Annotated in this window: 21 protein-coding genes and 1 pseudogene; 15 read left to right on the forward strand and 7 right to left on the reverse strand. The window is 43.5% G+C overall.

All coding sequences use genetic code 11. The features are described 5' to 3' along the window. The 13 genes from K245_RS25065 to K245_RS0117175 all read left to right on the forward strand — a co-directional run. Positions 1-291 (forward strand): transposase (locus K245_RS25065; protein WP_035276808.1); only part of this gene is annotated, 291 nt, incomplete at its 5' end. A gap of 492 nt (positions 292-783) precedes the next feature. Next, positions 784-1206 carry a TonB-system energizer ExbB gene (exbB, locus tag K245_RS0117120; RefSeq protein ID WP_027360212.1) on the forward strand — a complete coding sequence of 141 codons (423 nt, stop codon included), beginning with the start codon at positions 784-786 and terminating at the stop codon, positions 1204-1206. After that, the gene (locus K245_RS25070) at positions 1199-1528 is read left to right on the forward strand and encodes an ExbD/TolR family protein (protein WP_051284289.1); all 330 of its coding nucleotides are present in this window, start codon (positions 1199-1201) and stop codon (positions 1526-1528) included. Before exbB ends, K245_RS25070 begins: the two co-directional genes overlap by 8 nt. Before the next feature lie 84 nt (positions 1529-1612). After that, positions 1613-2482 carry a DUF364 domain-containing protein gene (locus K245_RS0117130; protein ID WP_027360213.1) on the forward strand — a complete coding sequence of 290 codons (870 nt, stop codon included), beginning with the start codon at positions 1613-1615 and terminating at the stop codon, positions 2480-2482. A gap of 26 nt (positions 2483-2508) precedes the next feature. Further along, the gene (locus K245_RS25075; protein ID WP_051284291.1) at positions 2509-3114 is read left to right on the forward strand and encodes an FmdE family protein; all 606 of its coding nucleotides are present in this window, start codon (positions 2509-2511) and stop codon (positions 3112-3114) included. Then, entirely contained in the window at positions 3111-5081 is a 1971-nt protein-coding gene (locus K245_RS0117140; RefSeq protein WP_027360214.1) for a TonB-dependent receptor plug domain-containing protein, read from the forward strand. Before K245_RS25075 ends, K245_RS0117140 begins: the two co-directional genes overlap by 4 nt. 27 nt (positions 5082-5108) lie before the next feature. Then, positions 5109-5720, forward strand: coding sequence for a class I SAM-dependent methyltransferase (locus K245_RS0117145; RefSeq protein ID WP_027360215.1), 612 nt, complete (start codon positions 5109-5111; stop codon positions 5718-5720). 5 nt (positions 5721-5725) lie between these two features. Then, positions 5726-6454: an energy transducer TonB gene (locus tag K245_RS26900; RefSeq protein ID WP_051284293.1), complete on the forward strand. Its 729-nt coding sequence runs from the start codon at positions 5726-5728 to the stop codon at positions 6452-6454. 27 nt (positions 6455-6481) lie between these two features. Then, positions 6482-7504, forward strand: a complete 1023-nt coding sequence (locus tag K245_RS0117155) for an ABC transporter substrate-binding protein (protein ID WP_035277470.1) — start codon at positions 6482-6484, stop codon at positions 7502-7504. Next, positions 7501-8511 (forward strand): FecCD family ABC transporter permease, encoded by a 1011-nt coding sequence (locus K245_RS0117160; RefSeq protein WP_027360217.1) that lies wholly within the window; start codon positions 7501-7503, stop codon positions 8509-8511. The genes K245_RS0117155 and K245_RS0117160 overlap by 4 nt, the downstream gene beginning before the upstream one ends. Further along, a complete protein-coding gene (locus K245_RS25085) occupies positions 8508-9290 on the forward strand; it encodes an ABC transporter ATP-binding protein (RefSeq protein ID WP_198013916.1) in 783 nt (260 codons plus the stop codon). Before K245_RS0117160 ends, K245_RS25085 begins: the two co-directional genes overlap by 4 nt. A 16-nt stretch (positions 9291-9306) precedes the next feature. Next, a complete protein-coding gene (locus tag K245_RS0117170; protein WP_027360218.1) occupies positions 9307-10080 on the forward strand; it encodes a DUF364 domain-containing protein in 774 nt (257 codons plus the stop codon). Next, positions 10071-10892, forward strand: a complete 822-nt coding sequence (locus tag K245_RS0117175) for an XdhC family protein (protein ID WP_027360219.1) — start codon at positions 10071-10073, stop codon at positions 10890-10892. Before K245_RS0117170 ends, K245_RS0117175 begins: the two co-directional genes overlap by 10 nt. Positions 10893-10921: 29 nt before the next feature. Here K245_RS0117175 and K245_RS25090 read toward each other — a convergent pair whose 3' ends face one another. From K245_RS25090 to K245_RS0117205, 4 genes are all read right to left on the reverse strand, one after another. Then, positions 10922-11101: a YezD family protein gene (locus K245_RS25090; protein WP_035277471.1), complete on the reverse strand. Its 180-nt coding sequence runs from the start codon at positions 11099-11101 to the stop codon at positions 10922-10924. A gap of 1202 nt (positions 11102-12303) precedes the next feature. Continuing rightward, positions 12304-13167, reverse strand: coding sequence for a M48 family metallopeptidase (locus K245_RS0117195; RefSeq protein ID WP_027360220.1), 864 nt, complete (start codon positions 13165-13167; stop codon positions 12304-12306). Next, a complete protein-coding gene (locus K245_RS0117200; RefSeq protein WP_027360221.1) occupies positions 13164-13649 on the reverse strand; it encodes an SH3 domain-containing protein in 486 nt (161 codons plus the stop codon). The genes K245_RS0117195 and K245_RS0117200 overlap by 4 nt, the downstream gene beginning before the upstream one ends. Next, a complete protein-coding gene (locus K245_RS0117205; RefSeq protein WP_051284301.1) occupies positions 13646-15778 on the reverse strand; it encodes an adenylate/guanylate cyclase domain-containing protein in 2133 nt (710 codons plus the stop codon). Before K245_RS0117205 ends, K245_RS0117200 begins: the two co-directional genes overlap by 4 nt. Before the next feature lie 604 nt (positions 15779-16382). Between K245_RS0117205 and K245_RS0117210 the strand changes: the two genes are divergently transcribed. After that, positions 16383-16805, forward strand: coding sequence for a MerR family transcriptional regulator (locus K245_RS0117210; RefSeq protein WP_027360223.1), 423 nt, complete (start codon positions 16383-16385; stop codon positions 16803-16805). After that, the gene (locus K245_RS0117215) at positions 16798-18042 is read left to right on the forward strand and encodes an acyl-CoA dehydrogenase family protein (protein ID WP_027360224.1); all 1245 of its coding nucleotides are present in this window, start codon (positions 16798-16800) and stop codon (positions 18040-18042) included. Before K245_RS0117210 ends, K245_RS0117215 begins: the two co-directional genes overlap by 8 nt. 182 nt (positions 18043-18224) lie before the next feature. Here the strand turns inward: K245_RS0117215 and K245_RS0117225 are convergent, their stop codons facing one another. From K245_RS0117225 to K245_RS28360, 3 genes and pseudogenes are all read right to left on the reverse strand, one after another. Continuing rightward, complete coding sequence (locus K245_RS0117225) at positions 18225-18854, reverse strand: adenylate/guanylate cyclase domain-containing protein (RefSeq protein WP_051284303.1); 630 nt, start codon at positions 18852-18854, stop codon at positions 18225-18227. Positions 18855-19046: 192 nt separating this feature from the next. Then, the gene (locus K245_RS0117235; protein WP_027360226.1) at positions 19047-20003 is read right to left on the reverse strand and encodes an alpha/beta hydrolase; all 957 of its coding nucleotides are present in this window, start codon (positions 20001-20003) and stop codon (positions 19047-19049) included. Between the two features lie 228 nt (positions 20004-20231). Next, positions 20232-20423 (reverse strand): annotated as a pseudogene (locus K245_RS28360) (hypothetical protein); the annotation flags it as partial.

The raw sequence follows: 20423 nt of genomic DNA on the forward strand, positions 1-20423 counted from the left end.
GAGCTCGCTGGTTTCCAGCACGAACCCCATGTTACTGGAGGTGGTAAAGCAGCTGTAGAGCATCCATCCTTCAAATGGGTCAATATAATACTTGGTAACTTAAAAAATGCGCTCAAAGGTACTTATCATGCAATTAATCGCAAGCATGTTCCGCGGTACCTGGCAGAATTTCAGTACAGATTCAATCGCCGATATGATCTGCCGTCCATGATTCACAGACTGATTTATGTTGCTCTTAGGACTCCACCCATGCCATCAACCATGCTTTCTATGGCTGAAGCAGAGTGGTAATCAGATTATTTAAAAACCCGACCTTGCTAATACGAGCTGTGCATTTATAACAGATGCCAGTGTATTCTGACAACTATAGGACTTGCGTACGAGCTATTGTAATTTAAACAAAAGCTATAAATTACTTTGAATAGCTCTGATATGATCGTAATGCATTACGATAGCAGTTATTTTATTACATAATTGTTTTATTATAAATAAATAGTACATTAATGCAATTAATCAATCAAAATACCGACTATAACCAAACCACATATCCAATATTAAACTATTGATTTAAAATTATTTTATCATTATTTTATTATATTTACCATTATGGCATATAACATGCATTAAATTTAATTAGAAGATTATCTATGTTTGGCGTGACCGGAAAACCGGAGCGACTTCGGATATATCTGCAATCATGATTGCTTATCTCATGAGCAGATTTCTTATTCGACGTGCTCCGGTTTTTTTATTTTTGAAGAAAGCATCTGAAAGGAAAGAAAAATGGAATGGATCAGACAATTCACAGATTACGGAATAATTGGATTCCTACTTCTTATGAGCATTATTGCTTTCGGAATTGCAATAGAAAGAAAACTCTATTTCCGCAGCATTGATCCTGATGATTTTCAAAGCCTGAAGTCGCCTGAGCTTGCGATGACCAAAAGGTTTCATGTTGTTGCGACCATCGGCAGCAACGCTCCTTATATCGGGCTTCTCGGTACGGTCATGGGCATAATGATGACATTTTCGACAATTGGAGAGGAAGGCATTGCCGATACAGGGAAAATCATGGCTGACCTCTCTATGGCAATGAAAACGACTGCTGCCGGGCTATTTGTCGCGATACCGGCTGTGGTGATTTACAATTATCTCTTAAGGGCAGTCAGGGAAAGAATACTGGAATGGGAGATCAGGCGTGGATGAGAAAGGCTTTGAAAATCTAAACTTTGTTCCCTTTGTCGATGTAATGCTGGTTCTGTTGACCATAGTACTGACGACATCAACATTCATTGCAGGCAAGACACTTCCTGTTTCTATACCTAAAGCTGACGGAGGTATAGCGCAGGGCAGACAAAAATACCTTCTCATTGAAATCGGCAGAAACGGATATGTGTGCATCGATTCAAAACAGGTTTCAACAGATGGACTACTCTCCTGCCTCGGAGAAAAAGGGAAAGACACTCCTGTTCTTGTAAGGCCTGACAAAAGCATCGAACTTCAAGGGTTTGTGGATGTTTTGATCTAATTAAAAAAGAAGGATTTGGTTCTGTAGATCTTCAGACGGAAGCAAGACTCCGAAATCAATATAAAACTTTCCGAGAGGTTATCCATGAAAGGAAAAACATATTTCCTGGAGCCAGAGAAGGGAGCTTCGCTCCTTGATGAAGCTGTGGAAAAGCTACGGATTCTGCGACAGGACAATTTTTCATCATTAATTGTCGAGCGCGTGGTTATTGGTATTTTTTTTACGGGTGTCAAGCTGTCGACCGGGTGTACCGGAGTTGCCTACACTCCTCCTGAAACTGCGCGAGCTGCGGGTCGACAGATACTGAAAGGCTCTGCCCCGAATTTTAGGGGCCAAAGCGCTCAAGACATACTTAATGGCAAACATACAAGCCCATTTGCAAATGTCGTAAGACTTGCGCTTATTAACGCCCTGTCAGTTCCCCTCATGAGGGAATATCTGGCCACAGGAAGCAACGGGCTTGATCTGACAGAATTTTCAGATTTTTTCGTTGACCGTAAGATATGCATGGTTGGCGCTATAATGCCTATACTCAAAAAACTAGATAAAATAACGGCTGCTGGAATACGGATAGTTGAGAGAAAAACAGACAGTATTCCTAAGAACAGAAAAATGCTGCTGGTTCATCCTGAGAATACTGCTGAAGCGCTTGGATGGTGCGATACAGCAGTCATCACAGGAGCTTCGATTGCTAACGGCAGCTTTGAGTATCTTGTTTCAAAGGTCAAGCCTGATGCCGCAATTGCCGTTGTGGGGCCTACAGCCGGCTTTATACCTTTGCCCCTTTTCAGGCGGAGGGTAGCAATTGTTTCTACAGTAACCGTCACCGATGGAGATATGGCTCTTGACATACTTGCCGAAGGCGGCGGCGCTTATCAGCTTTTTGGGAAATGCGTAAAAAAAATCAATCTACTCAACCGGGATAGGATGTTTGAACTCGGAATGCAGTTTTAATCAATTCAACTGTCATTGGAGGGCTTATGAAAAAAGAAAAAAAACTTGTTTATGCCGATCTTCTTGCAGAAGCGGGGAAATTCCACGGTGATATCTGCGCAGGAATTGAAATCGGAACAAGAATGACAATCTGCGGACTTAACCGAATAGGCATCACAGATCCCAAGGGAGCGGACAGAAAAAAGCTGATTGTGTTTGTCGAAATAGACAGATGCTCGACAGATGCGATCATGGCAATCACAGGATGCAGACCAGGTAAAAGAAGCATGAAGGTTCTCGATTATGGCAAGATGGCAGCTACTTTCATCAATATTGAAACCGGAAAGGCTGTGAGGCTTGCCGCAAAAATGTCGAAAAAAGACGGTGCTGAGAATCCGGATTTTGGATCAATACATGAATCTGAACTTTTTTCCATCGAAGATGTTTCTGTAGCACTAAAACCTGAAGATATGCCAGGCAAACCGCTAAGAAAAGTCATATGCGAGGCCTGTGGAGAAACTATAATGGACGGAAGAGAGATAATCGCAGACGACAAGATTTTTTGCAAGACCTGTTTTTCCGGGGATAAATACTATGTGGCTGAAGTTCTTGCTAATCCATATGACATTATGGATGAAGGGATGATCCCATGAAAAAAATAATATTCTTTATTGTTTTAGTTTCGGTTTTCATTTGCCCCAACAGAGGCAGGGCCGAAGAAAAAAAGATGGAAATGGAATCCGTCAGTGTCACAGAAAAGTCATCTTCATCAGACAAAGCGTATTCCTGGACAAGTGTTCCTGAAAGCAGCAGATCATCGGTCGAAGTATTTACGCAAGAGGACATCCAGACAGCTCTTCCAAAAACGGTTTATGATGTAGTTTCTCTTGGAGCAGGTATTCAGCTTCAATTTCAGGGACGCAAAAACATGAATTTTATGGAAATACGCGGAGGGGATAATCTCGGCATAATAATAGATGGGCTTTATCTTCCTGATTCACAGGCAGGAAGAATTCTTGGGATGCTTCCGACCGAGGTGATCGAATCAGTAAAAATAGTCAGAGACGCAACGTCTCTTGGCCTTGGCCCCCTTACGGCCTTGACCTCTCCCCTTGGAAGCTCGGTTCAGGGTTTTATCGTTATTACCACAAAACGGGCAAAAAAACTCGAGGCAGGTGGAAGTGTCGAGTATGGCAGTCACAATTCAAAGAATCTGCAGGCATATTATGGCGATATTGCTTCGGGGTTCAATTACAGGATTACAGGAACTACAAAAGGAACATCTGGAGTTGATGGTTGGAATAATGCCAGCGACTCTTCGTCTGTAATGCTTACCGGAGGGTATGAAGGGCAGTCAATAAAAGGAGACTTCGCCTTTTTTTACGCAAAAGGAATGACCGAGCTGCAAAGGTCAATTCCGACCAGCAAGACCTATGACTCAATCTGGAAGTATGATCCGTTGAGCGCTCTGTGGATAGCTGCAAATTTTCATAAATCCTGGACAGATCGCCAGATTAGTTCTTTCTCTTTTTCTTACGGCAGGGTCGAGGATGATCTCTACACAGACAGTTTTTCTAACCCCGCTTCCCTCAAAATAACGGATCAAGAAGACAATGCTTTCAACTATCATTTTTGGCATACAGCCATGTCAGGAACAAACACTCTTAAAACCGGAATTCAGGTTATTAAATGGGACACCCCGACAGGCCAGATGTTTTACGAGGGCATAAAAAGAGACGAAACCCTTATTGGAGGATATGCCCAGGATGAATACAGAATCATGGATAACCGGCTTACTTTTGATGCAGCCATGAGAATTGACAGAAAATACATAGGCAATGGCTATGACAAATATTCATCTTCGCAGGTATCAACAGGCAGAATTAAAGATGAGTGGGGTGAGCCAGTTATCGGAACGACAATCGGATCTTCCTTTAGGATTGATGATATCCACAAGCTTTCTGCAAGATTAGGATATTCGAATCAGGAGACCGATTCGTTTCTTGCGACAGTGGATAACAAGAACCTCGATCCTGAAGTCAGATATAAATACGAGGCCGGTTTTTCCGGAGCATATCACCCAGCATTCAATCTTGCGGCTACTTTTTTCTACTATGACATAAAAGATTTCAAACAGGCTGTTGCTACGTCAGGATCAGGGAACAACATTGTCAATCTGTATGATGCACTTGATGTAACAAGAAAGGGGCTTGAGCTGACTGCTTCAGGAAATCTGCCCATGGGTTTCGATTATAAGGCGAACTATTCATATATTGAATCTGATATGCAGCACTCAACCCTGGCGGGAAGTAACAACACAATTCCCGCCGGAATATTTGCTCTGATGGTTGGTTACAGATCAGGAACTATAGAATCAGGCGTGACACTGAAATATGTATCTCCGTATGATGACAATTTCTTTGCAACTGACGGCAAGTATCATGAAATAGGCGACTACACCAGAATTGACGCCAATATAAGCTATCTTTTCAAGGTCTCTGGTCTGGGTGCAAAGGCAACATTATATGGCCGTAATCTTTTTGACGACAACTACCAGACAAGGCTCGGATGGGAAGATATCGGAAGAACCTACGGTGGTATTGTTTCTGTGGCCTATTGATAATTGCATGGATGGAAAGGAGGAAACATGGAAAATTTTGATGCGGCTTCATATGACATCATCGCACGCGAGGTTTTTGCCCCCATATATCCCCATATTGCTGAAGAAATTCTTGAAAGGGGAGGTATTTCAAAAGGTATCTGCCTTGATGCTGGTTGCGGCGGAGGATACCTTGGGATCGCTATTGCAGAGAAAACAGGCATGAACGTATACCTTCTGGACAGCTCTGAGGAAATGATCAGCTTTGCCGAGAATAACATAAAAGAAAAAAAGCTGTCTGAAAGGGCAAAGACTATTCAGGCTGGTGTGACTTCTATCCCTTTGGAGGATTCATCTGTAGATCTTGTAATCAGCAGGGGATCTGTCTTTTTCTGGAATGATATCGCAAAGGCCTTGCAGGAATTATTCCGGGTAATGAAGCCTGGTGCCTTTGCCTGTATTGGAGGAGGACTGGGAACGCCTGAGATGAGAAAAGAGATTCTTGAGGAGATGAAGAGAAGAGATCCAGAATGGAGTCCGCATTTTAAACGTAAGGACAGCTCTGATGAAAAATATGTAAAGGCACTGGAAGAATCAGGAATTAAAGATTTCAAGGCGAGACGCGATGATTCCGGGTTCTGGATGGAAATCAGGAAATAGCGGCAATGAAGTCTTTTGCCAAGGCACTGGCAGTGTCGTTGTGCGCCCACATAGTTGTAGTCGGAGGGCTTCTTTTTGCCAGAGATCATGAAAACAGGCCCATAAGGCCTGTTGTAATAGATTTCATGCTCGGCAACTTAGCCCCTGGCAATAATGTGAGTTCACAGGCACCCGGAGATAATGCAGCATTTGCACAGACTGCGGCATCTCGGACTAAAAACAGACAAGGATCGGCTCCGGATACCATAAAATTACGCCTATCCCCAAAAAAGGCTATTTGCAGGAAAAAAAGCACAGCTGAGACAATTGGAAGCCCCAAAAAAAATGCTGCTAATTCATGGCCTGGGTCATCCAAAGATGTTTTGGGCACGGATGTTTTGGGTATTGCAAAAGGCACCGGAAACAACCCAACAGGTGCCGCTTCAGCCGGGGCAGGCCCTGTGGTGAGTCCCGAGGAAAGATATATGCGCGAGCACTTTGCCTATATTCGTGACCTTGTCAGAAAAAAGCTGAAATACCCGAGGGCTGCGGTCAGCATGGGGCTGTTTGGAAAGGTTGGCGTCTCGTTTACTGTTCTTGAAAACGGAGAGTTGGCTGATATTGAAGTCAGCAGAAGCAGCGGAGCAAGAATCCTTGATATGGATGCAGTCGATACTGTGATGAGGGCTGCTCCTTTTCCGCCTCCGCCCGTTAAGGCCAGAATTGTCATTCCTGTGGAATACATCCTTGAATGACGGATTTTAATAATAAGGAATAATGCCATGCTTAAAAAATATGTATATTTTGTCCTTTTTTTGTTGCTGCCATCTATAGTTTCTGGCCGGGAAATTACGGATATGGCTGGCAGAAAGATCAGTGTTCCTGAAAAAATCAGCAGGGTTTACGGTGTTTCACCGCCTGTAACCAATCTGATTTACAGTATTGATCCAAACCTCATCGCCGCGCTGAATTCACCGGTCATAAACGAGGAGAAAACCATGCTGAGGCCGGAATACAAGAATCTCCCGGTTGCAGGAGGCATTTTCGGACAGGGACGCAGCCTCAACATGGAAACCATTATCGGGCTTAAGCCGGATCTTGTTATCTTCTGGGCATTGAAGGACGGCGGAGTCAACAGTCAGTACGCTGAAAAAATGAAGGACGCGGGAATTCCTTCGGTATTCCTGGATCTGGACAGGCTTGAAGCCTATCCCAAAGCTTATCGGTTTCTCGGTGATATTCTGGGAAGAAAGGAAAGATGCGAGGCTCTTGCATCTTACTCTGAAGAATCCATGAAGTCCGTTGCTGCGGCTGTTTCCGGCATCCCGGAAAAGGAAAGGACAACAGTCTATTACGCTGAAGGAACGGACGGGCTTTCAACGGAACGCAGCTCTTCGCTCCATGCAGAGCTGATCTTTCTTGCAGGAGGGAGAAATGTGCATCAGGGCGATGCCCCGGATCATTACGGAATGGAAAAAATATCTCTGGAACAGGTCATGCTGTACGATCCCGAGGTGATTCTGGTTCAGGAAAAGGCTTTTTTTGATTCGGTTTTTTCGGACAAGCGCTGGCAGTCAGTGAAGGCTGTAAAAAATAAAAGAGTTTATCTGATTCCAAGATCCCCATTCAACTGGTTTGACAGGCCTCCTTCATTCATGAGGGCTTTGGGTTTAAAATGGCTGGCCAATATCCTGTACCCTTCCAGATACCCGATAGATCCTGCTGCGGAAACAAAAAAATTTTATGGCATTTATCTTGGCATGGAACTTAAGGACACTCAGACAAGGGAGATCCTCGGCCTATGAAAAAGATATCAGTATTTGCATCTGCGGCTGTTCTTGCAATCGTAATCGTTTTGTCCTTCGGTCTTGGGAAATATCCGCTTGGACTATCTGATATCGTTGAATTCCTTTCCCGCAAGCTTTTCGGAACCGGCCTTATATCCGAAGAAAGATTCAAGCTTATAGACAATATTGTAATGTCGATAAGACTTCCAAGAATAATGGTCGCGGCGTTGACCGGAGCCGCCCTTGCCACATCTGGAGCGGCATATCAGGCGATGTTCGTGAATCCGCTGGTTTCACCCGGTCTTCTTGGCGTGCTTGCCGGATCTTCGTTTGGGGCGGCCCTCGGAATGCTGATTTTCAGAAGCTGGTATTCTATCCAGATATCGACATTTGCCGGGGGCTTTGCTGCGGTTGGCATTGCCATGCTTATGGCCAGAATGCATAAATCAGACTCGGCCATAATGCTGGTGCTCGGAGGTATCATTAGCGGCGCTTTGTTTACCGCGCTTCTGTCAGTCGTAAAATATCTGGCTGATCCATACAGCCAGCTTCCGGCGATTGTTTACTGGCTCATGGGAAATCTTTCAATGTCTAACACAGGAACAATCCTGAAGGCAGGATTTCCATTATGTATAGGAGTTTTGGGGATAGTTTTTATGTCGAGGAATCTCAACGTTCTCAGCATGGGAGATGAAGAGGCCAAGGCTCTTGGAATCAATGTAGGCAGGGTCAGACTAATTGTAATTATGTGCGCGACCCTTGCAAGCTCGTTGTCCGTGGTGCTGGCAGGGCAGATAGGATGGGTGGGGCTTCTGGTTCCGCATGTGGTAAGAATGATCACAGGCCCTGACAATGCAACGCTTGTTCCTGTTTCAGCTCTTGCAGGTGCTGCATACCTGATAGCGGTTGACGACATTTCGCGCCTTGCCTTCGCGTTTGAGATTCCGCCGGGAATCCTGACCGCCCTCATGGGTATTCCATGTTTCGCGCTGGTGCTTGGAAACGCCAGGAAAGGATGGAGATGATGAATGCTCTTATCTGGGCTGAAAAAATTGCCTTCAGCTATGGTGGAAAGCAGGTTCTGGATGGCATATCGGTCAGTGTCAGATATGGAGAAGTGCTGGCCATTCTCGGGCCCAATGGAAGCGGTAAAACAACCATTATGAAAATTTTACTGGGGCTGCTCAAACCAGATAGTGGGATAATCAGGCTGGATGGACTAAGCCTGGCACATCTTACAAGGAAAGAACTTGCCAGAAAAATGGCTTATGTCCCCCAGAATCACAGGGAGTCTTTCGGCTATACTGTTGATGATATTGTCCTCATGGGAAGAATGCCGCATCTTTCCTTTTTTGGCCGATACAGCGGCAGAGACAGGAAAATAGCTGCGGAATCCCTTGAAAAAATGTCGGTAAAACATCTGCATGACAGGCCTTATACTGAAATAAGCGGCGGAGAGCGCCAGCTCGTCCTGATAGCCAGAGCCATTGCCCAGGAGGCGAAAATCATTGCCATGGACGAACCTTCGAGCAGCCTTGATTTCGGCAATCAGATGAGGCTTCTTTCTACTGTGAAGAGCCTTGCGGGTGAAGGTTATACTTTCATAATCACGACTCACCATCCCAATCATGCCATGTTGGTGGCAGACAGGGTTGTAATGATGAGCCGGGGGGCAAAGGTAAGCGAAGGCAGCCCCGAAAATGTCATAACAGATGAAAGAATAAGGTCTCTTTATGATCTTGATGAAAGCCTGATGCCTTCAGGTACAATCGCGGCAAATGCTTTTGGGACTCTTTGTGCGTGAAACGGGAGAATCTCTTATGAGAAAAGACATGACAGAAAAACTCATGGCAAGAATTCATGATAATATAGAAATCTGGGAAATATCGATTTTCAGGCACTGGATAATGGCCCTGTCTGCAAAATACGGACTCTGCTGCTATATTCCTGATTCGCCGGGAATTGAAATGCCGCCCATTCCAGATGGTTTTGACATGGCAAATCCTCAAATGGAATCATGGGAAGGCAGAGACGTCCGTGAAGCTGTGGCTGAGCTTCTTCCCCAAAACGATATCTTGAGCCGTTCGACCGGGCTTGCTCTTCTGAATAGCGTACTTCCAGATCCAGACGGAATCTATGACGGGGAATCCCAGCTTTTTTTCGAAGAAAAGGCAAGGCATCTGAAAACTTGCTTCATAGGCCATTTCCGGCAGGCCGCAGAATGGAGGGAAAAAGGCTTCCCTGTAACCATTGTCGAGCTTGATCCCAAACCCGGCGACATCCACTGGAATGACGCGGCGGGTGTCCTTGGAGAATGCGATATGGTTTTTATAACCGGCCTAACGCTAATAAATGATACTTTTGAACAGGTTATCGATCTTACTCCAAAGGCAAAGGAAAGAATTCTTTTCGGGCCAACGGTTCCTTTCTGTGATTTCTGGTTCGATTATGGAATAACAACAGTAGGATCAACCCGTATTCTGATGCCAGATCTGGCCAGGGAGTTTTTTGCGGCAAATGGCAGCAGCGTGTCAAGGGCGCCGTTCGGGGCACTGAAAAAAGTCAATATTTCAAGAGGTGTCTTATGTGGATAGACAAAGCAAAAAAACTGATGGACAAAGGCAGTCCGTTTGTAATCGCAACCGTGGTAAAGGCACAGGGAAGCACCCCGAGGGGAGTCGGCGCACGGATGATTGTTTCTGCTTCTGGAGAAACATTTGACACTATCGGTGGCGGAGAAGTTGAAAAAATAGTTATCGAACGTTCAAAAACTGTGCTTGAAAACGGTAAGCACGAATGCCTTTCGTTTTCGCTGAAAGGAGACAGGTGGTTGGTCACAGATGATATTTACGTTGAAGGAATGTGCGGAGGTTCAATTGAGATTCTTCTTGAGGCTGTGCTGCCGAAGATTGAGGTCGTAATATTCGGAGGAGGACATATAGGCAGCAAACTGGCCGATCTTTGCCATATAATGGAAATCCCGTGCAGGATCTATGACAACAGGAACGAGTTCGCGTCTATTGATCGATTCCCTTATGCCAAAAAGGTGATCTGCGCTCCCTACGAGGTTCTTCAGGAAAAAATTGAGCTGACGGACTCAAGCTTCTGCGTGGTATTAACCCACGGTCATGTTTACGATCATGTTGTCCTTAAGGCTTTGCTTCCGCAGAAACAGGTGCCTTATATTGGCATGATAGGCAGTAAACATAAGGTTGGTGCCATAATAGAAAATATAGCCGAAGGAGGAGTTCTGCCGGACAATCGCCTTTACTCTCCCATAGGTCTCAATATCGGCTGGCGCAGACCGCAGGAGATTGCCCTCGCCATCATGGCAGAAATCCAAGCAGTGATCTCTGGCGGAACACCATCTCATTGCCGGATCGACTGGACTGAAAGAATACAATAACCCAGATTGAAGCCATACAATGTATGGCTTTAGAATCGGACCTTTTCAGTTTTCTGTACCTGAACCACGCACCCGTCATGCACTGTCAGAATAACATCCCCAAATTTCAAGTCTTTAATAAACTCCCTGACCACCGAGACCCACTGCCCATTTTTAGTCTGACAATATGTTTCTTTTTCGGATTCAGTGATGGAATCAATTATTTTCATCTTATTCTCCAAATAAGCGGTTTGATTGTACCATAAGTAGACTTTTACCAAGCAAACACAAACATCAGTGTTGGTGCTATTAATAGATCTGTATAAAGAATGATTTTCAAATTGATTCCCTCCTCTCTTCTTTTCCGATCATGACTAATCCATTCACGCTATTCGCTACTGATATGGGTTATGATAAATTTTCAAACTTTATTTGCTTTCCGAATCAATCTTGATGGACTCGCCAAAAGTCAAAAAAAGGCTTCAGGGTCTTGCCAGAGCTGATCCGGCATCCTGAATTTTCAGATACTTCCTGATTCCAGCCAGAGCCGGAATGAAGAGAATCTGACCTTTTGCCATCTTGTCCATATCTACATTGCTAAAAACGTGCCATATATTTTTTAATAATAAAAATAGCATATTGCGTACATACCTCTCTTTAAACAAGTATACATTATAGTATTAATAAATTATATTTATACATAAACGTAATTTATCGTTATACCATTGAAGTGTTTTCGAGGGTTTGATAATTTTAAGAAGGCTCTGTTCCCGTTAAGAATGGAATATTTATCATTCCAATAACTAACTTAAAAAGCGGCCTCAGAGGAGGCAATATACCCCTTAAAGACCAAAGACAAACTCGTAATCCGACATTGATCCGAATGCCGACGGGTCGCTTTTTGAAAAAAGCCGCCCAAGATCCAGAATTACAAAAAGGTTTATTATTTAGTTTTTCAATATCTGAACGGATGATGTTTTTTTAAGGCAACGCTTTCACAATGGATGAATTTCACAGATACAACTTTGTGCCTGGCAGTGAAGGATGAAGCAGACGATTTCAGGGAAGCGAGCCGCATGGAATCAAAAAATGCATAGATATAGCTGGCCTATCTGAAAGCGGCAGCCTCTATATCCTCAAAAATGGAATACGCAGGCAAGCTGGAAAGCTTGCTGGCAAGGTCAAAACATCGACCAGAGAATGAAGTAATTCTGTTTCAAAAGATCATTATATATATCAATATCTAATCCTGTTTTTACCGTTTGATAACGGATATCCAAAATAATGGCCTATTCGAACGCTGCCTTATTTCCCGGGGGATAAAAACAATTGGATGTTCCGGATAACTGACTACGGGATATTTTAAACTCCCTGCATATTTCAGACAGATTACATATAATATATTTCATAAACTGATGAGCAATGCGGCTCATCAATGTTTCAGGATTATTCTGTTGAATCTGAGAGTCCTTGCATCATTCGGCAGGACTATATCCCTTGCTTGATTTTTCTCCAAATTAGAAATTCTCTCTGACGAGCCGGGATGAGTTTTAAAAAACCCGGTATTGTCAGATCCCTCTCTCTGTCTGTAATAGTCAAGAACCCTTGAAAGCGCACCTGGATCATAACCGGATGCAATAAGTATTTCAGTCGCAGACTTGTCAGCCTCAAGCTCCTGAGTCCTGCCATAGCCATTGACAACGAGGGTTTTTACAACATCTTCCACAGATCCTTCAAAAAGCCCTACTAACTGGCCAAAGCCCTCTGACCCGTATTGCTGGACGGCAGCAGAGCCAAGCACTGCAAGCGCCTGGGTCCATCTCGAGCTTTTTACTGCATTCACGCCATCTTTATTGATGATGTGACCGATTTCATGGGCAAGGACTGCCGCGAGCTCATCTTCGGATGTCATCAGATCCACCAAGCCTTTGGTCACAAAAATTATTCCCCCTGGACATGCCATTGCGTTGATTTCCTTTGAATCAAGAACCGCAAAATGATATCCCCCGAAAGTTTCAGGCTTTTTCGAATTGAGTGCGGCGGTTTTTCCGACAAGATTGACGTATTTGAGAAGATTCTGATCATCATAGGACTTGTAGAGTCCCATTATATTGGCGGCCACGCTTCGACCGAGATAGTATTCTTCACTGTCTGATATGGGACGGGCTGCTTTTGCAGCTCCTTCTGCTACCTTTATTGCAGGTACGCCAAACTCCGTCGTAGCCTTCAAGGCTCCGAGACATCCTGAAATAAATACGACTGAACATATAATAGATAAAAAAGTCAGCTTTTTCATTTTGGCAGAGTTAACCCCCCATCCTTGATGAATGAATTAATTTCCCCAGGAGAAACCTCATAATTCACTATTTCATCAACTTTAACAAAATTGAGTTCAGGATTTTTCTCCCCTACTTTCTTTTCTACCTGGGCGTTGAATCCTTTTCCTGCAAGGGTGACTTCATCTTCTTCAGCTTCTGGATCTATTTCAGCACCAAGCATTACAGGTTTGTAAGTCATTTTTCTGCTTGTAATGACAGCAGTTCCATGAATCCAGCCTTCGGTCTCCTTAAATTTTACATGAAGCCAGTCATTCTTTGTCTCAATGACCTGAAGCTGGTCTTCAAACTGGACCCTGGCCTTGACCGGAGCATAAAACCTGTCAAACTCCCGTATGAAATTTTCCTTTGTCTTTACAACCGCAATTTTTTCTGCGGCCGACAAAAGACCAGTCAAAGCAAAAACAGATAAAATCACGATAATAAAAATCTTCTTTTTCATTTTGTATCCATTTTTATTATCTCCCATCCTTCTCCTGATGGGGGTTGGTTGATAAAATTAAGGCATCTTTTAGCGAAAAAAGCAGAAGGCCCGTCTCCAGGCCATTTTTTCATTATACCTGAAAATGACTCAGCCGCCTTTTCAAATTCCATATTATAGAATTGATCAACCCCTATGCCGTATGCCATTGCTTTTTCTTTAACAGAAGGTGTAATCCGAGAAGATTCTCCAAGAACCTCATATATCCTTATAGCCTTTGATTTTCCTTTTACAGCTATATCGCTAAGGATTCTTAAGGTAAAATCATCGTCAAGTTTTTCCCTTGTCGATTCACTGATTATAATATTTGTGGAAAAGACCTTGTTAACTGATTCGAGTCTTGAAGCAAGATTTACACTGTCGCCAATGACCGTGTAATCAAAAAGCCTTTCACTGCCAAGATTACCAACAATCACGTCACCGGAATGTATGCCGAACCTCATGGAAATATTTGGAATACCTTTGGAATTAAGCTCCGCATTAATTGGGCCAAGTGCGTAATAGCACTCAAGGGCGGCCTTAACCGCTTTTTTTTCATCAAAAGCCCCGGAAACAGGAGCACCCCAAAATGCCATGATGCAATCGCCTATATATTTATCTATAACACCATTATGAGCAATGATCAATTCGGTCATTGTCGTCAGAACTTTATACAACATCTGTGCCGTCTTTTCCGGGGAGATTGATTCTGATATTGTTGTGAAACCAGCAATATCAGCAAAAAAAACCGTACACCAGCGTTTTGTTCCTCCTGGAGAAACGAGGCTCGGATCAGCAAGAAGATGATCAACTATCCTTTTGTCCATGTATCTTGAAAAAGTCGATCTTATGAAGGCGCGCCTTCGTCCTTCCGAAGCATAGCTGAATATGGCGGTGGATATGAATGAAACAACAAGGGCCAGAAGAGGGGCGAGCGGATCAAGATAAGTTCTCATTCTGAAAAACCAGCATGATAAAAAAATTATCAGTCCGAATGAAAATACCAGAAACATAAGATTCCGCGGCATACTTTTTGTTGTCATTACGAAAAAGGCCGCGAAAAAGGATAAGGCCGCAGTAAGGGCAAACATCAAGGCAGGATGAAAAGGCACAAGAAATCTTTTGCCTGTCAGATTATCCAATATAGTTGCATGGATAAAGACTCCTGGTGAAACCGATGAAACAGGAGTCGCCCGGAGATCATAGAGACCTTTTAAAGTATAGCCGATGAGAACATATTTATCTTTGAAAAAATCGGCGGTATAGACCGAATTGCTATTTGCTGGATCTGAAGTCGCAGAATCAAGGATATCCTTGAATGATATTTCTTCAAATGGATGCGGGGTACTTGAATATTGAAGCAGCAGCTCTGTATCATCAAGAGGAACAGCCACATCATCAACTTTGATTATGCCATTTTCTTCCTTAACCCTTCCCTCTTTCATCAGCCCGGATACGACAAACTGGGGAATCACAAGGTCTTCTAAACCAAAAAAAAGAGGGGTACGTCGGTATATTCCATCTTTATCAGGGTTTAACGTTACATTTCCGACTCCCTGCGCGCCTGATCTGAGATCATCGGCCGGAAGAAGAACCGAACTGAATGTCTGTTTATAAGGCATTGAAGCTTTGACAGAGTTTTCTTTAATAAAATCTCTATCTTCATCAGGCAATATTCGTTTTCTATTTTCAAGTGGCGCTGCAAGAAAAACATTCCCAGATCGGGCCATGGCATCCCGAAACACAAGATCCAGATTTCTGTCTATGCGACTTGGCTCAGAAAAAATAATATCTATGAAAACACTTTTTGCCTTGGAAAGATGGTTCAAAACAGGTTCATAAATATCACGTGGCCATGGGAAAGATAGCCCGATCTTTTCAAGGGCATCGACTGTCTTCTGATCAAATTCGACTATTACAATTTCCTTGTTATGATTTTCCTCGGCCGCATATATGGTCAAAAGATCGTAGGCCTTTAATTCAAAGGCTTTAATTAAACCGGATACCTTTATGACCGTCACCATAAAAAATGACATTGCTGCCACAAGGATTATCAGGTTCCATTTGATTTTGTCATCCTGGGAGGTGTGGGAGGTGAACGTTTTTGTCATGGCTGCTTCGTTATTATTCGATAAGGTTTATTTTTGATGGACTCGCAAAAAGTCAAAAAATGGTTTTAGCGTCATGCCGGACTTGATCCGGCATCCAGTAATTTCAGGAACTTCTGGATTCCGGCCTGCGCCGGAATGACGGAAGTCTGACTTTTTGCGACCTTGTCATTTTTAGAAGTAGTTTACTAAAGAAATGTGAGACCAACCGATTGAATATTCCATATTTTTATGCGCTATTGGTTTCCAAGTCAATCTATATGCAGGACTCGATCCGGCATCTTTGAGTTTTAAGATATTTCTGGATTCCGTCCCCCGGTTTCCACTGGGACAGGCCCCGCCGAAATGACTGAGCTCTGACTTTTTAAGACCTTGTCAAATTTATGTTTGACTAAGCCCACCTGTTTATTTAAAGTTAACTCTAACTTTAGGATATCTCTGAAAATTAGAATTTTTGATGCGCAAGGAAGCGGCACACTTAAGAACCGGAGTTTATGCGGTATCAATGAGAATTCGAGTACGCCCCTGATGCAGCCTGATAAAACCATGGCAAAAAGGAGATTTTAGAGATGCCCTTTAAATATATTTAAACATATGGACTATCAAAATGGCCAAAAAAAACGAAAATGAAACTTTCTCCATATCCGAACTCGCCCAGCAACTTGATATCAGTTCACACACAATCAGGTTTTATGAAGAAAAAGGGCTTATATCCCCTGAACGGACAGCCGGGAATCAGCGTATATATACAAAAAAAGACAGGGTAAGATTGAAACTGATTTTAAGGGGTAAAAGATTCGGATTCACACTTGACGAAATAGCATCAACAATAGGTATGGCTGATTCAGAAATAACAGAAAACGAGCAGATCGAAAAGAGTCTTTTATATGCAAAAGAAAAGCTGGCAGATCTGAGACAAAGACGCGAAGAACTGGATCTTCTTGAAAAAGATATGCTTGCACTGCACGAATATCTCCAAAAAAGACAAAAAGATCTCTCAGACAAAAATAAAGGAGCCGAAAATGTTTGATTATCTGTTGGACGACAGGGCAATTCAGCTTAGAGACGAAATAAGGAGCTTTGTCAAGAGCGTACCTCGCCAGATGATTCTTGACATGGACAGTGAAAAGATAAGCTTCCCCAAGGACTTTCTCAGCGAATGCGGCAAAAGAAACTTCTTTGGCTGCAGATACCCGGTGGAGCTTGGAGGAAGGGGCCTTGATTGGGCATCCACTTCAATGGTCATGGAGGAAATTGGAGTACTTGGATATATAGTTGCCTGCGTTTTCGGAGTCGGAGCCGAACTTGTATGTGATGCAATAATTCTGCATGGCACGGATAACCAAAAAGAAAAATATGTGAAACCTCTTCTTAAAGGTGAAATATTTGCTGCGGAATGTTTGACCGAGCCACGAGGAGGATCTGACTTTTTCGGAGCCACAACAACCGCAGTTGACAAGGGAGACCATTTTATCCTGAACGGCCAGAAACGCTTCATTGTGGGAGGCGAAGGAGCTGACTATTTTCTTGTTTACGCCAAAACAAATCCTGATGCCCCTGCCCATGAATCCATGACCTGCTTCATAGTTGACAAAGGCCAGGGGGTTACTTCAAAGTATCTTTATGGCCTCATGGGTTGCAGAGGCGGCGGTGCATCAAGGCTGATTTTCAAAGACGTAAAAGTCCCTAAGGAAAATGTACTTGGCAGGGTGAACGGAGCACTTGATGTATTTATGACCATGATGATCCCTGAGAGGCTGGGAACAGCAGCCATGACAATCGGAGCTGCAAGACCGGCCCTTGAGATAGCAACAGGATATACTTCAAGGAGAAAGGCTTTTGGCAAGACGATTAACAGATTCCAGGGCGTAAGCTTCCAAATCGCAGAAGCCGCGACGCTCTTGGACGCTTCAAGAAGCATGATTTACACAACAGCTAAAGCCGTAGACTGCAAGATCGACCCCGCGAGAATAAGAAGAATGGTTTCAGAAACAAAAAAATTCGTCACTGAATCCTGCCAAAAGGTTGTGCATAATTCCATGCAGGTAATGGGCGGAATAGCATATACGAATGTCTATCCGATTGAAAGAATACACAGAGACATCAGACTTGCGTCGATATGGACAGGCACAAACGAAGTGATGTCCATGATCACAGCAAGTGAATGGTACGGCGAATATAATCAGATCAAAAAATCAGGAATTACAAGAGACTGTGAAAATGATGCGGTTGAAGCATTTGCTGAAGAGGAAAAAATATTCGAATAAGTCAGTTGATGGACGAAATAAAAAAGCCGTGCTTGCACACGGCTTTTTAATCTCTATAAACTCAAAAAGAACTATCTTGCCATTTTTTTTCAAAAAAGCGTCTTTTTAGAACCGAAATGACGACAATCCGAGTTGTTGCGTTTTCATCAAAAATCATACCCCCTTTGTTACTGGGCTTGGAGTCATATCTCATATATCAGTTTATAGGCAGCCTTGGCTCCAGGAGGAACCTTATCAATTTTCTCAAGCTTAATGCAGGGCATGTCTCCTATTTCTTCTGCGACAGAATCTGTCACCAGAATTTCCCAGGCCCTTGCGACATCCTCGCCAAGCTTGCTTGCCGCATTAACTTCCTGGCCAAAAACATCCCGGCTCCCTATTGTAAGAACCTTTCCATAACCAATACCAGCACACAAAAGAATTTTTTCCTCATCAGCCTTGTCTTTGTTATATTCCTTTGCTGCATACTGCATTGAAATTGCACATTCGACAGCTTTCCTGGGTCTTTTGAAAAGAATCAGCATGCTGTCCCCTTCCACCTTGAAAAGCACCCCATCATGGGCATCTATGCATGGCTCGAAAATTTTCTGGGACTCTAAAATATTCTGAAGAAAATGAATAATACCAAATTCTGCCACATATCTTGAAAAGCCTGCCAGATCTGTAAAAAGAATGGACCAGTTAGCCCCAAAAATATCCCATATTCTGGCGTCTATCTTTTCCTTGTCGGCACCAGGCTTGAGCCGCTCTTCAATCAATGATTCCAGGCGCTGGAGATAACCATTCGGATGAATTTTATTCATATGATGCATTTCCCCTCCTTCTTGACCGGGCTCATGATGTTATTTTAAATATTGCAGAAAGTCCGATTAAAGTCATTCCGGCGCAGGCCGGAATCCAGAAGAGCCTGGACAGACTGATTGCCGGATCAAGGCCAGCATGACGATGATTCCTTTTTTTTGACTTTTTGCGAGACCAGGAAATTTGGAATGTGACTGATATCTTCATATTCCGTCAAGGCACTTCTTTATCCTTTCATCGAGTGACGACATGAAGGCCTCGACCGACTCAGTATACGCTCCTGAAATTCCAAGTTTCTTATTGATATCTGCGTGCGTCATAGCCTGTTCTGAAATCTCGATCCTGATCCCAAGGGAAATTCCTTTTTCTGCAAAATTCCTTGCCTGGGTGCATGGTGAGTCTGGGCGTATGCTTGAACACACTGCAAAAAAAGGGTTTGCTCCCTCAGAGAGCATATGCACAGGAGACGCTGTTTTCCATAACGCAGGATCTTTACCGAAAGCCTTGTCGTAAAACCTGTAATGCTTTGACATCATAGTTTCGGAAATGTCATATGCAGCGCTGTCAAGGGATACTGTTCCAAGCCATGGTTTTGCTCCGGCCTTTTTAGCTTTTTGAGGATCTGCCGAAACAAGTGAAACAAGATGAGCCCCTGCTGAATGCCCCATCAATATAAATTTTGACGGATCGCCGCCCCATTTTTCAGCGTCTTTCTGGGCCTTTTTAATTGCAAGGATAACGTCATCTTCCTGTATCAAGGGATTCGCGTCGGGCAGGAGTCTGTAATTGGCCGATATAAAAATAATTCCCTTTGGAACCCAACGCGCCACCTTGTTTTCCACAACTCCGCTTGCAGCCTTGTCACCTGTACGCCAGGCTCCGCCGTGAACCATAAATATCACAGGCGCGTCCTTTGCCTTTTCAGGAATATAAATATCCATCCGCTGCTTTCCGTCGGAACCATATGGAACATCTCTGATGAGCCTCACACCCTGGGGAAGATTGATTTTACCATAGGTCAAATTCTCATCGTTTCCAAGATCATCATGATTATCCTGCGCCCTTTTCTCAGCTATCCAGTTTCTTATAGGGCCTGCAAAAGACACATTGGTCATTGTAACCAGCAAGCATAAAACAAGTATAAACCTGAAAAACTTCATCTATGAATTTACCTCCCTCGTAAAGTTTAAAAAAGCCCTCACAAACAACTACTTTTGAATTAGCACGCCCCCGAACAATATGGATTCTTTTGACTATAAAATAAATGATTATACTTATTTTTGCATAACCATAAAAACAATCGAGTAGGGTGAAGCAGCTGATCAAGTCTGCTTCATCCCTCTCACAGAACCGTGCGTACGGGCCTCGTACACGGCTCTTGTTCATCCTTATCTCGTTGTAAAAAGAGGAAGCACTCCCGTTTGAATTTCATTCATCGCGAACAGTCCGATTTCTTCAAACCATTTGTTGGGCATTGCCCAGTGGCTGAGCTGACATGCCGAGTTCCGCCATGATGTCATTTTGATGCTCTGGAATTCGCCGCTATACCCCAGCTGCCTGAGCCGTCTGTGCAGTTTATT

The organism is Desulforegula conservatrix Mb1Pa, assembly GCF_000426225.1.
In the GTDB taxonomy this organism is placed as follows: domain Bacteria; phylum Desulfobacterota; class Desulfobacteria; order Desulfobacterales; family Desulforegulaceae; genus Desulforegula; species Desulforegula conservatrix.

What these genes read in the sequence shown, in the direction of transcription:
- K245_RS0117145 (WP_027360215.1), top strand. Translation starts at nt 5,109, where the DNA reads ATGGAAAATTTTGATGCGGCTTCATATGACATCATCGCACGCGAGGTT.
- K245_RS25075 (WP_051284291.1), top strand. Translation starts at nt 2,509, where the DNA reads ATGAAAAAAGAAAAAAAACTTGTTTATGCCGATCTTCTTGCAGAAGCG.
- K245_RS0117215 (WP_027360224.1), top strand. Translation starts at nt 16,798, where the DNA reads ATGTTTGATTATCTGTTGGACGACAGGGCAATTCAGCTTAGAGACGAA.
- K245_RS25090 (WP_035277471.1), bottom strand. Translation starts at nt 11,101, where the DNA reads ATGAAAATAATTGATTCCATCACTGAATCCGAAAAAGAAACATATTGT.
- K245_RS0117225 (WP_051284303.1), bottom strand. Translation starts at nt 18,854, where the DNA reads ATGCATCATATGAATAAAATTCATCCGAATGGTTATCTCCAGCGCCTG.
- K245_RS25085 (WP_198013916.1), top strand. Translation starts at nt 8,508, where the DNA reads ATGATGAATGCTCTTATCTGGGCTGAAAAAATTGCCTTCAGCTATGGT.
- K245_RS26900 (WP_051284293.1), top strand. Translation starts at nt 5,726, where the DNA reads ATGAAGTCTTTTGCCAAGGCACTGGCAGTGTCGTTGTGCGCCCACATA.
- K245_RS0117210 (WP_027360223.1), top strand. Translation starts at nt 16,383, where the DNA reads ATGGCCAAAAAAAACGAAAATGAAACTTTCTCCATATCCGAACTCGCC.
- K245_RS0117130 (WP_027360213.1), top strand. Translation starts at nt 1,613, where the DNA reads ATGAAAGGAAAAACATATTTCCTGGAGCCAGAGAAGGGAGCTTCGCTC.
- K245_RS0117235 (WP_027360226.1), bottom strand. Translation starts at nt 20,003, where the DNA reads ATGAAGTTTTTCAGGTTTATACTTGTTTTATGCTTGCTGGTTACAATG.
- K245_RS0117205 (WP_051284301.1), bottom strand. Translation starts at nt 15,778, where the DNA reads ATGACAAAAACGTTCACCTCCCACACCTCCCAGGATGACAAAATCAAA.
- exbB (WP_027360212.1), top strand. Translation starts at nt 784, where the DNA reads ATGGAATGGATCAGACAATTCACAGATTACGGAATAATTGGATTCCTA.
- K245_RS0117170 (WP_027360218.1), top strand. Translation starts at nt 9,307, where the DNA reads ATGAGAAAAGACATGACAGAAAAACTCATGGCAAGAATTCATGATAAT.
- K245_RS0117200 (WP_027360221.1), bottom strand. Translation starts at nt 13,649, where the DNA reads ATGAAAAAGAAGATTTTTATTATCGTGATTTTATCTGTTTTTGCTTTG.
- K245_RS0117195 (WP_027360220.1), bottom strand. Translation starts at nt 13,167, where the DNA reads ATGAAAAAGCTGACTTTTTTATCTATTATATGTTCAGTCGTATTTATT.
- K245_RS0117140 (WP_027360214.1), top strand. Translation starts at nt 3,111, where the DNA reads ATGAAAAAAATAATATTCTTTATTGTTTTAGTTTCGGTTTTCATTTGC.
- K245_RS0117175 (WP_027360219.1), top strand. Translation starts at nt 10,071, where the DNA reads ATGTGGATAGACAAAGCAAAAAAACTGATGGACAAAGGCAGTCCGTTT.
- K245_RS0117160 (WP_027360217.1), top strand. Translation starts at nt 7,501, where the DNA reads ATGAAAAAGATATCAGTATTTGCATCTGCGGCTGTTCTTGCAATCGTA.
- K245_RS0117155 (WP_035277470.1), top strand. Translation starts at nt 6,482, where the DNA reads ATGCTTAAAAAATATGTATATTTTGTCCTTTTTTTGTTGCTGCCATCT.